This window comes from Streptomyces sp. E2N166 (genome assembly GCF_003671715.1).
GTDB lineage: Bacteria > Actinomycetota > Actinomycetes > Streptomycetales > Streptomycetaceae > Streptomyces > Streptomyces thinghirensis.
Window position 1 is genome coordinate 1 of record NZ_RAIF01000032.1, and the last position, 11826, is coordinate 11826.

4 protein-coding genes, 1 tRNA gene, 1 rRNA gene and 1 pseudogene are annotated in these 11826 nt (G+C 70.1%); 6 read left to right on the top strand and 1 reads right to left on the bottom strand.

What is annotated here, in order from left to right; genetic code table 11:
• The 3 genes from rrf to EBH09_RS27115 all read left to right on the top strand — a co-directional run.
• Positions 1-88: ribosomal RNA gene (gene rrf / locus EBH09_RS27105) — 5S ribosomal RNA — on the top strand; the annotation flags it as partial.
• Positions 89-203: 115 nt separating this feature from the next.
• Positions 204-866, top strand: coding sequence for a DegT/DnrJ/EryC1/StrS family aminotransferase (locus tag EBH09_RS27110; protein WP_121749573.1), 663 nt, complete (start codon positions 204-206; stop codon positions 864-866).
• Between the two features lie 78 nt (positions 867-944).
• Positions 945-1020: transfer RNA gene (locus EBH09_RS27115), tRNA-Thr, on the top strand.
• Between the two features lie 57 nt (positions 1021-1077).
• Here the strand turns inward: EBH09_RS27115 and EBH09_RS27120 are convergent.
• Entirely contained in the window at positions 1078-3828 is a 2751-nt protein-coding gene (locus EBH09_RS27120; protein ID WP_121749574.1) for a SpoIIE family protein phosphatase, read from the bottom strand.
• 393 nt (positions 3829-4221) lie between these two features.
• Between EBH09_RS27120 and EBH09_RS27130 the strand changes: the two genes are divergently transcribed.
• From EBH09_RS27130 to EBH09_RS27140, 3 genes and pseudogenes are all read left to right on the top strand, one after another.
• Complete coding sequence (locus tag EBH09_RS27130; RefSeq protein WP_121749576.1) at positions 4222-9696, top strand: HAMP domain-containing protein; 5475 nt, start codon at positions 4222-4224, stop codon at positions 9694-9696.
• A 418-nt stretch (positions 9697-10114) separates the two neighbouring features.
• Positions 10115-10789 (top strand): response regulator, encoded by a 675-nt coding sequence (locus tag EBH09_RS27135; protein ID WP_121749577.1) that lies wholly within the window; start codon positions 10115-10117, stop codon positions 10787-10789.
• 157 nt (positions 10790-10946) lie between these two features.
• Positions 10947-11826: pseudogene (locus EBH09_RS27140) on the top strand (cell division protein FtsK); the annotation flags it as partial.

Here is an 11826-nt window from a genome sequence, read left to right on the forward strand (position 1 = left end):
CGGTTACATTTCGAACCCGGAAGCTAAGCCTTACAGCGCCGATGGTACTGCAGGGGGGACCCTGTGGGAGAGTAGGACGCCGCCGAACAATCCTTAATAAGGGTTGGACCCCGAACTTCGGTTCAGGGTCCAACCCTTTTTTGTTTTCCGTCACTTGAAGTTCACGTTGCGCTACGACCATCACTCGTATGGGTACCGCAGCAATGCTCAGGGCCGCCGGCGTAGGAGTCGGCGACGAGGTCGTCGTACCTGCCTTCGGGAACGTGGAAGTCGCCGAGGCCGTGGAGCTGGTCGGCGCGTTGCCGGTCTTCGCGGACATAGATCCGGAAACGTACTGCCTGGACGCCCACTCGGTGGAGGCGGCGCTGACGGCCCGGACCGCGGCCGTGGTCGCCGTACACCGATTCGGGCGGCCGGCGGACATGGGGCCGCTGCGCGGGGTCGGACAGCGACACGGACTGCTCGTGCTGGAGCAGGGCGAGTCCGAGATGCCGTACGACGAGATGGCGCAGCGCAGGCAGCGGGCCGCCTATCTCGACGGGAAGTTGAGGGGCGTGCGTACCCCGCACTGGGGTGAAGGACACACGTATCAGCAGTACGTGGTGCGGGTGCCGGGCAACGGGCGGCCGGACCGTGACGCCTTCGCCCGGGCCGTGCGGGGAAGGGGAGTCGAGTGCCGGGTGCCGGTGAAGACGCCCGTGCACAGGATGCCCGGATTCCGGCGCTGCCTGTCGTTGCCGGAGACCGAGCGGGCGGCCGACGAGACACTCGCGCTGCCGGTCGACGCCTCGTTGACCAAGCGGGACATGCAGCGGATCGTGTCCGCCTGCAATGCCCTGGGAGGGCTGCTGCAGTCGGCTTACTGAACGCCGTGGTTGGGAGCACCGGTCTGTTCGGGGTATGATCTATTCCGTTGCCGCGGGGGAAACCTCGCAAAGCGACAGGCCCCTATAGCTCAGTCGGTAGAGCGTCTCCATGGTAAGGAGAAGGTCAACGGTTCGATTCCGTTTGGGGGCTCCATCGCAAAGGCCCCGCCCAATTGGGCGGGGCCTTTCGCATGTTCCCGCACCGGCGGGGTCAGTCCGTGTGCGGCTCCGGGACACGCATCGCGAGAATCGCCATGTCGTCGGACGGGGCGTCCGACGCGAATCGCTCGACCGCGCGCATGATGCGCGCCGCCACCGCGCCGGCCGTCAGGCCCGTGCAGGAGGTGAGGACGTCGGCGAGGCCGTCGTCGCCCAGCATGCGCGTGCCCTCCCGGCGCTCGGTCACGCCGTCCGTGACACAGAGCAGGACGTCGCCCGGGTCGAGGGTGACCGTCTCCTCGTACAGCTCCAGGTCCTCGATGACACCGAGGAGGGGCTGCGGCTCCGCAGCCGGTTCGACTGTGCCGTCCTGGCGCAGGCGGAGCGGGAGCGGGTGGCCGGCGCAGACCACCTTCAGCTCGGCGCTGCCGTCCTCCTGCGGACGCATCTCGCCGTAGAGGAGCGTGAGGAAGCGGCTGCGGGCGCCCTCGTCGAGGATGGCCGAGTTGAGGCGCTCCAGGACCGCGGGGCCGCTGAGCCCCTCGCGGGCCAGCAGGCGCAGGGCGTGCCGGGCCAGGCCGGTGACGGCCGCCGCGTTCGGGCCCGTACCGCAGACGTCGCCGATGGCGAAGCCGTAGGCGCCGTCGCTGATGGGGAACAGGTCGTAGAAGTCGCCACCCACCTCGTTGCCCTCGCCGGCCGCGCGGTAGATGACCTCGACCTCGACGCCGTCGATCAGCGGGAGTTCGGGCGGCAGGAGGCTGCGCTGGAGGGACTGGCTGATGGCCGTCCGCTCCGAGTAGAGGCGGGCGTTGTCCAGGGCCAGGGCGGCTCGGCGGGACAGGTCCTCGGCCAGTTCCAGGATCTCCTGGCGGAAGTGCTCGTCGGTCGGCTTGCCGAGGGTGAGCATGCCGATGACGCGGTTGCGGGCGACGAGCGGGAGGACCACGGTCTCGCCGCCGACCGCGGAGGCCGTGGCCAGGGTCGGGCCGATCCCGGAACTCAGCTTTGGTGTCGGGCCGCCGCTCAGGCCCAGGTCGCGCATGGAGGTGCGCAGCGCCGCCTGGTGGGCCAGCTCGCCGGGAGCCGTCCAGACGCGGGCGCCCGGGGAGGGGACCGGGTCGGGCGGGGCGATCTTCGAGAGCAGGGACTTGATGCCGTCGATGAGCTCCTCGTCCTCGTGCAGGACGTAGGAGAGGTACGGGTCCGAGGCCTGGTCGGCGATGGTGTAGACGGCGCACCAGGTGGCCAGGGTCGGGACCGTCATCTGGGCCATCAGGGCAAGGGTCTGGTCGCGGTCCAGGGTGCCGGCGAGGAGGTCGGAGGCCTCGACGAGGAAGCTGAGGGAGCCGCGGCGCAGGCGTTCCAGCTCGCCCAGGCGGGCCGACTCGACGGCCAGGGCGATGCGGTCGGCGGCGAACTGGAGGCGCAGGGCCTCCTCGTTGGAGTACCGGCCGGCGGACTCGGCCGCGACGCCGAGGGAGCCGGTGAGGCGGCCCTCGACCTTGAGGGGGACGGTGACGACCGAGCGCATGCCGGTGCCGTTGAGCAGCGGGACGGCGCCGGGGACCACCGCGAGGTCGTCGTGGACGGCGGGCATGCGGGCGGAGCCGTAGCGTCCGGGGCCGGCCTCGACGGGGACGCGGGCGAAGCGCTGGCGGGCGGAGGGCAGGCCGGTGGAGGCGCGGACCTCCAACTCCGTCTCGTCGTCGGTCGCCAGGAGCAGGAAGGCGGCGTCGGCGTCGAGCATGTCGCGGGCGCGCTCGACGGTGCGCTGGAGGAGCCCGTCGAGGTCGTCCGGGGCGGGGGAGCCGATGAAGATTTCGAAGGGATCGGCGCTCTGGCTCTCGGAGGAGGACGAGTCGGAGGCCGGCGCGCGCATCGGGGTCTGCAGGACGGCGCGTTCGTCGTCCCGGACGAGGAGGCAGACCGTGGAGGGTTCGCCGCCGGCGTCGCGGACGCGGAGGTGGGAGGCGTAGACGGGAGTGACACGGCCGTTGGCCCCCCGCATGCCGTAGCTGCCCTCCCAGCGGGAGAGCTGCAGTGCCTCGGCGATGCCGCTGCTGGTGCCCGGCGTCTGCGGCCAGGCGGCGAGGTCGGTGAGCGGCTTGCCGATGACCTGCTCGGCGGCGTAGCCGAAGAGCTCCTCGGCGTCCTCGTTCCACGACGTGACGGCGCCGGTGCGGTCGATCTGGACGACGCCGACGCGGACGCGGGCGTCGGCGAGCGGGAGCAGGTCCGCCGGGAGGGAGGGGCCGGCGGCGCGGGTGCCGACCGGGCGCTCCGGGAGGTGGAGGTGGAACCAGACGTTCTTGAGTGTCGGCGTGTACTCGACGCCCCAGCGGTCGGCCAGGGCCGCGCACAGCTGGAGACCGCGGCCGCCCTCGCGGTCGAGGTTGCCCATGTCGGCGGGGGAGCCCTGGAGGGGGACCTCGCGCTCGGGATAGTGGTCGGCCACCTCGATCCGTACGCCGTCGTCGCTGCGCAGGCACAGGACGTCGGCGGTGGTGCCGGCGTGCACCACGGCGTTGGTCACCAGTTCGCTGGTGAGCACCACCGCGTCGTCGACGATGTCGGCCTGGCCCCAGCCCTGGAGCGTGTCCCGGACGAAGGACCGGGCGCTCGCCACCGATCGTCCGACGGGCTCGAAGCTGGCGGCCGCGCGCGCGGTGATCACAGAACTCCTCGACCCTCTTTCCCCGTGCACGGCCTCATGGCCGACCGGCTCGCGCCGCTGCTGCGGCAGTCCACCCGTCGGCCCGGGATCCGGGGGCTGCTCCCCCGGGATCAGTCCGGTGGTCATGTCCGGCCGCCCCTCCGATGCCCGCTCGTCTCCGTGCCACCGCCCAGGCCGGACGGACCGGCACGGCTGGACAGCCGCATGCAAGGTTACTTACCTTCGCCGTCCCTGCGGATGCCGGTCTGCAGTGTTTCCGCCCAGAGGGTGTGCGGACGATGTGCGAAGCTGCCGAACTGTTATGGCCTGGTTCGGCCGGGGTGAAACACTGGGCAAGCTTCTTATGAAGGTCCGGGCAGGTTGACTGCGCGCCGAGTGCGGTGGGCAGCAGCCCCGGAAGCGGTCGGACCAGCCGGTCCGGATCGCGTGGCAGCACAGAGAGTACGCGGTAGTAACCGGTTCGCCGAGTGGTGGCAGCCGGGCACAGCAGTAACGGTCGACCCCTGCGGGAGGGACACAGTGGAGTCTGGCGCAGCGACGCGGGGCACTAAGGCGCGCGCGAAAGGCGGACAGTCCCTGAGTAACCAGGGCAAAACGCGGGGCGGAAGTACGACCGTGGACACGGCCGCGCTGAATCGGCTGCTGACGGCCCTGGTCGCCATGCGGGAGGGCAACTTCCGCAAGCGGCTCACGGTGTCCGGCGACGGCGTGATGTCGGAGATCGCGGCGGTCTTCAACGAGGTGGCCGACCGCAATCTCCATCTCACGGGCGAGCTGGCCCGGGTGCGGCGGATGGTCGGGCGTGAGGGGAAGCTCACGGAGCGGCTGGAGACGGGGGCCTGCGAGGGGTCCTGGGCGACCGCGATCGACAACTCGAACGCGCTCGTGGACGACCTCGTACGGCCGGTCTCCGAGGTCAGCCGGGTGCTGTCGGCGGTGGCGGACGGTGATCTGTCGCCGCGTATGGAGCTGCGGACGCAGACCGCGGAGGGGGCCGGGCATCCGCTGCGTGGTGAGTTCCTGAAGGTCGGGCGTACCGTGAACAACCTGGTCGACCAGTTGTCGACGTTCACGGACGAGGTCACGCGGGTGGCCAGTGAGGTCGGTACCGAGGGCAAGCTGGGCGGACAGGCCCAGGTGCGCGGTATGTCCGGTTCGTGGAAGGATCTCACGGACTCCGTCAACACGATGGCGTACCGGCTCACCGCGCAGGTGCGGGACATCGCGCTGGTGACGACGGCGGTGGCCAAGGGTGATCTGTCCCGGAAGGTCACGGTTCACGTGGCCGGCGAGATGCTGGAGTTGAAGAACACCGTCAACACGATGGTGGACCAGCTCTCCGCGTTCTCCTCCGAGGTGACGCGCGTCGCCCGGGAGGTGGGTACCGAGGGCGCCCTGGGCGGGCAGGCCCAGGTACCGGGCGTGGCCGGGGTGTGGAAGGAGCTCACCGACTCCGTCAACACCATGGCCGGGAACCTGACGGCCCAGGTGCGCGAGATCTCCCACGTGACGACGGCGGTCGCCAACGGTGACCTGTCGAAGAAGGTGACGGTGCCGGCCCGCGGCGAGGTCGCGCAGCTCGCCGAGACGATCAACCAGATGACCGAGACGCTGCGGATCTTCGCCGACGAGGTCACGCGCGTCGCCAACGAGACCGGTGGCGAGGGGCAGCTCGGCGGTCAGGCGAACGTGCCGGGCGCGGCGGGGATCTGGAAGGACCTGACGGACTCCGTCAACACCGTCTTCCGGAACCTGACCACCCAGGTGCGTGACATCGCCGCGGTGACGACGGCGGTGGCCAGCGGCGACCTGTCGCAGAAGGTCACCGTGGACGTGGCCGGCGAGATGCTGGAGCTGAAGAACACCGTCAACACGATGGTGGACCAGCTGTCGAGCTTCGGTGCCGAGGTCACGCGGGTGGCCCGTGAGGTCGGTGTCGAGGGCGAGCTGGGCGGTCAGGCGCAGGTGCCGGGAGCGGCGGGGACGTGGAAGGACCTCACGGACTCCGTGAACACCGCGTTCCGGAACCTCACCGGGCAGGTGCGCAACATCGCCCAGGTGACGACGGCGGTGGCCAACGGCGACCTGTCGCAGAAGGTCACCGTGGACGTCTCCGGTGAGATGCTCCAGCTGAAGAACACCGTGAACACGATGGTGGACCAGCTGTCGAGCTTCGCCGACCAGGTCACCCGGATGGCCCGGGACGTGGGTACGGAGGGCCGCCTCGGCGGTCAGGCCCGCGTTGACGGGGTGTCGGGGACCTGGAAGGAGCTGACGGACTCCGTCAACTTCATGGCGGGCAATCTGACCTCTCAGGTGCGGCAGATCGCCCAGGTGACCACGGCGGTGGCCCGGGGCGACCTGTCGCAGAAGATCGACGTCGACGCGCGCGGGGAGATCCTGGAGCTGAAGAACACCATCAACACGATGGTCGACCAGCTCTCCGCCTTCGCCGAGCAGGTCACCCGCGTCGCCCGCGAGGTGGGTACGGAGGGCCGCCTCGGAGGTCAGGCCCAGGTGCCCGGTGTCGCCGGAGTGTGGCGCGAGCTGACCGACTCGGTGAACGGCATGGCCGGGAACCTGACCGGGCAGGTGCGCAACATCGCGCAGGTCGCGACGGCGGTGGCCCGCGGTGACCTGTCCCAGAAGATCACCGTGGACGCGCGCGGGGAGATCCTGGAGCTGAAGAACACCCTGAACACGATGGTGGACCAGCTGTCGTCGTTCGCCCAGGAGGTCACGCGGGTGGCCCGTGAGGTGGGCACCGAGGGCATCCTCGGCGGCCAGGCGGAGGTGCAGGGCGTCTCGGGGACCTGGAAGGACCTCACGCAGTCCGTGAACGGCATGGCCAACAACCTGACCATGCAGGTCCGCAACATCGCCGAGGTGACCACGGCCGTCGCCAAGGGCGACCTGTCGAAGAAGATCACCGTCGACGCCAAGGGCGAGATCCTCGAGCTGGTCACCACCGTCAACACGATGGTGGACCAGCTGTCGTCCTTCGCCGAGCAGGTCACGCGGGTGGCCCGTGAGGTGGGCACCGAGGGCATCCTCGGCGGCCAGGCGAGCGTGCCCGGTGTCGTGGGCATCTGGAAGGACCTCAACGACAACGTCAACCTGATGGCGAAGAACCTCACCGTCCAGGTGCGGAACATCTCCCAGGTCGCCGCGGCCGTCGCCAACGGCGACCTGACGCGGACGGTGACGATCGAGGCCCGCGGCGAGGTCGCGCAGCTCGCCGACACCTTCAACACCATGGTGCGGACGCTGCGGTCCTTCGCCGACCAGGTGACCAAGGTGGCCCGCGAGGTGGGCACCGACGGCATCCTCGGCGGCCAGGCGCAGGTGCCGGGGGTGGCGGGCACCTGGAAGGACCTCACCGAGTCGGTGAACCAGATGGCGTCCAACCTGACCGGTCAGGTGCGCAACATCGCCATGGTCACGACGGCCATCGCCAAGGGCGACCTGACCAAGAAGATCGACATCGACGCGCGCGGCGAGATCCTGGAGCTGAAGACGACCATCAACACGATGGTCGACCAGCTGTCCTCCTTCGCCGAGGAGGTCACCCGCGTGGCCCGCGAGGTGGGCACCGAGGGTCAGCTCGGTGGTCAGGCACGCGTGCGTGACGTCGACGGCACCTGGCGGGACCTGACGGAGTCCGTGAACGAGATGGCCGGGAACCTCACCCGGCAGGTGCGTGCGATCGCGCGCGTGGCGACCGCGGTGACCCGCGGCGACCTGAACCTGAAGATCGACGTGGACGCCTCCGGGGAGATCTCCGAGCTCCAGGACTACATCAACAAGATGATCGCCAACCTGCGCGACACCACGATCGCCAACAAGGAGCAGGACTGGCTCAAGGGCAACCTGGCCCGGATCTCCGCGCTGATGCAGGGCCGCCGGGACCTCCAGGACGTGGCCTCGCTGATCATGAGCGAGCTCACCCCGGTGGTCTCCGCGCAGCACGGCGCGTTCTTCCTCGCCATGCCCCACGGCGACGGCCAGGAGCAGGCAGGCGCCCACGAGGAGCAGTACGAGCTGCGCATGCTCGGGTCGTACGGCTACTCGATGGGCTCCATGCCCACCTCCTTCCGGCCGGGGGAGGCTCTGGTCGGGACGGCCGCCCAGGAGAAGCGCACGATCCTGGTGGAGAACGCGCCGAGTGGCTACCTGAAGATCTCCTCCGGTCTCGGGGAGGCGCCGCCCGCGCAGGTGATCGTCCTGCCGGTGCTGTTCGAGGGCCAGGTGCTCGGCGTCATCGAGCTGGCGTCCTTCACCCCGTTCACGCAGATCCAGAAGGACTTCCTCAACCAGATCGCCGAGATGATCGCGACGAGCGTCAACACCATCTCCGTCAACACCAAGACGGAGGTGCTGCTGAGCCAGTCGCAGGAGCTGACCGAGCAACTGCGCGAGCGGTCGGAGGAGTTGGAGCAGCGGCAGAAGGCGCTCCAGTCGTCCAACGCCGAACTGGAGGAGAAGGCCGAGCTGCTGGCGCAGCAGAACCGCGACATCGAGGTGAAGAACACCGAGATCGAGGAGGCGCGGCAGGTCCTGGAGGAGCGCGCCGAACAGCTCGCGGTCTCCATGCGCTACAAGAGCGAGTTCCTCGCCAACATGTCGCACGAGCTGCGTACGCCGCTCAACTCGTTGCTGATCCTGGCCAAGCTGCTCGCCGACAACGCCGACGCGAACCTGTCGCCGAAGCAGGTGGAGTTCGCCGAGACGATCCACGGTGCCGGCTCCGACCTGCTCCAGTTGATCAACGACATCCTCGACCTGTCGAAGGTGGAGGCGGGCAAGATGGACGTCTCCCCGACGCGCATCGCGCTCGTCCAGCTCGTCGACTACGTGGAGGCCACCTTCCGGCCGCTGACCGCGGAGAAGGGCCTGGACCTGTCGGTGCGGGTGTCGCCGGAGCTGCCCGCCACGCTGCACACCGACGAGCAGCGGCTGCTCCAGGTGCTGCGCAACCTGCTGTCCAACGCGGTGAAGTTCACCGACTCGGGCGCCGTCGAGCTGGTCATCCGGCCGGCCCGGGAGGACGTTCCGCAGGCCATCCGGGAGCAGTTGCTGGAAGCCGGTTCGATGACCGACCCGGACGCGGAGCTGATCGCGTTCTCCGTGAGCGACACCGGTATCGGGATCGCGGCGAGCAAGATGCGGGTGATCTTCGAGGCGTTCAAGCAGGCCGACGGCACCACCAGCCGCAAGTACGGCGGCACCGGCCTGGGGCTGTCCATCTCGCGGGAGATCGCGCAGCTGCTGGGCGGTGAGATCCACGCGCAGAGCGAGCCGGGCCGCGGGTCGACGTTCACGCTCTACCTGCCGCTGCACCCGAGCGAGCTGCCGGCGCACGGCTACCAGCAGCCCCTTCCGGCCCTGGAGCCCGGCGGGGCGCTCGCCACTCCGGGCGCCATGCCCGAGCTGCCCGGGTCGCGGGCGGAACCGCCGGCCGACGCGAGGTCGTACCAGGACGCGCAGAACGGTGCCGCGACGCTGTTCCGGCGCCGCCGCAGGGCGGTCCCGGAGCCCGAGGACGTGCCCGCGGCGCGGGAGCAGCGGCCGGCCGCCGAGCAGGAGGCGGCGCCGCAGTCGAGCCGGGGCATCCGGTTCGGCGGGCAGAAGGTGCTGATCGTCGACGACGACATCCGCAACGTCTTCGCGCTCACCAGCGTCCTGGAGCAGCACGGCCTGTCCGTGCTGTACGCCGAGAACGGACGCGAGGGCATCGAGGTCCTGGAGCAGCACGAGGACGTGGCGGTCGTCCTGATGGACATCATGATGCCCGAGATGGACGGCTATGCCACGACCACGGCGATCCGCCGGATGCCCCAGTTCGCCGGCCTGCCGATCATCGCGCTGACCGCGAAGGCGATGAAGGGCGACCGGGAGAAGGCGATCGAGTCGGGCGCGTCCGACTACGTGACCAAGCCGGTCGACCCCGATCACCTGCTGACGGTGATGCAGCAGTGGATGCGGGAGGAGTGAGGAGTAGGTTCGGACGGGCACCGCACGGCACCTGCGGGCGGGGTGCCCGGGGTACGTGCGGGCAGCGTGCCCGGGGTACGTACGGGCACCGTCCGCGCAGCGCGTTCGGGCAGTGTGCGAACGTGGGGTGTACGCAAGTGGCGGGAACCTTCGGCGTTCACGCGGAGTTGCTGACTCAGTGTGCCCGAAGCCGTGTAGAAGTACGGGATTCGGGGAACCTTCTGGTCCCCCGCTGCGTTTCTGCTACGTGCACAGTGACATCGCGGTGACAGGGTGTGGCGACAGGCGGGGTGCGGCTACGATGACCGGCACAAGGACGGGCGGCGCAAGGGAGTCGTCCCCTGGGGCGGCGCCCGCCGGTGCTGCCCCAAGTCCTGCGGACAGGGGAGGCCCCACGCCGGGGCGAGGAGGGCGGGCCATGGTGCAGAAGGCCAAGATCCTCCTGGTCGATGACCGGCCGGAGAATCTGCTGGCGCTGGAGGCGATCCTCTCGGCGCTCGATCAGACGCTGGTGCGGGCATCGTCCGGGGAGGAAGCGCTCAAAGCACTGCTCACGGACGACTTCGCGGTCATTCTGCTGGACGTCCAGATGCCGGGCATGGACGGTTTCGAAACCGCCGCGCACATCAAGCGACGGGAGCGGACCCGGGACATCCCGATCATCTTCCTCACCGCGATCAACCACGGCCCGCACCACACCTTCCGGGGGTACGCGGCGGGCGCGGTCGACTACATCTCCAAGCCGTTCGACCCGTGGGTGCTGCGTGCGAAGGTCTCCGTCTTCGTCGAGCTGTACATGAAGAACTGCCAGCTGCGCGAGCAGGCGGCACTGCTGCGGCTCCAGTTGGAGGGCGGCGGCAAAGCCGCGGCCGGCGAGGCCAAGGAGCCGGCGGGACTGCTCGCCGAGCTGTCGGCGCGGCTGGCGGCCGTGGAGGAGCAGGCCGAGGCGCTCTCCAAACAGCTCGGCGACGAGTCGACGGACGCGGCCGCGGTGGCGACGGCGGCGCACCTGGAACGCAAGCTCACCGGACTGCGGCGGGCGCTGGACGCCCTGGAGCCGGGGACGTCCGGAGGCCAGGCCGCGGTCAACTGAGGTCCGTTGGCGGGCCGGGCTTCGGTGGGCCGGCCCGTGAGGGCGTGTCAGCGGCTGTACCGGAGGCGTCAGTTCCGGTCTCCTGCGCGGGCGACACGAACGGGTGAAGCGGTGGGCACGCGTGTCGACCGCCGTCTCCCCCGGTAACCTCACACCCATGGCCTCACGTCCCTCCGCAGCCAAGAAGCAGCCCGCGAAGAAGGCGGCCGCTCCCGCGAAGGGTCCGGCGAAGAAGGCCGCTGCGAAAAAGGCGCCCGCGAAGAAGGCGCCCGCCAAGAAGGCCGCGGTGAGGAAGCCCGCGGCCAAACCGGCACCCAGCCCGACCGGAGGCGTCTACCGCCTCGTGCGCGCCCTCTGGCTGGGCATCGCGCACGCCGTCGGCGCCGTCTTCCGCGGCATAGGGCAGGGCGCGAAGAACCTCGACCCGGCGCACCGCAAGGACGGCGTCGCGCTGCTGCTCCTCGGCGTCGCGCTGATCGTCGCCGCGGGCACCTGGGCCGACCTGAAGGGCCCCGTCGGCGACCTCGTCGAGATCCTCGTGACCGGCGCCTTCGGCCGGCTGGACCTGCTGGTGCCGATCCTGCTCGGCGCCATCGCCGTGCGCCTGATCCGGCACCCCGAGAAACCCGAGGCCAACGGCCGGATCGTGATCGGTCTGTCCGCACTCGTCGTCGGCGTCCTCGGCCAGGTGCACGTCGCCTGCGGCTCACCGGCCCGCGGTGACGGCATGCAGGCCATAAGGGACGCCGGCGGTCTCATCGGCTGGGGCGCGGCGACCCCGTTGTCGTACACGATGACCGACGTCCTGGCCGTGCCGCTGCTCGTGCTGCTCACCGTCTTCGGGCTGCTGGTCGTCACGGCCACGCCGGTCAACGCCATCCCGCAGCGGCTGCGGCTGCTCGGTGTACGGCTCGGTCTGGTCCGCGACCCGGAGGCGGAGGCCGACGCGTTCGTGGAGGACGACGAGCGCTACGAGGAGCAGTGGCGCGAGGCGCTGCCCGCGAAGTCCGGCAGGCGCGCCAGGGGCCCGGCGTCGG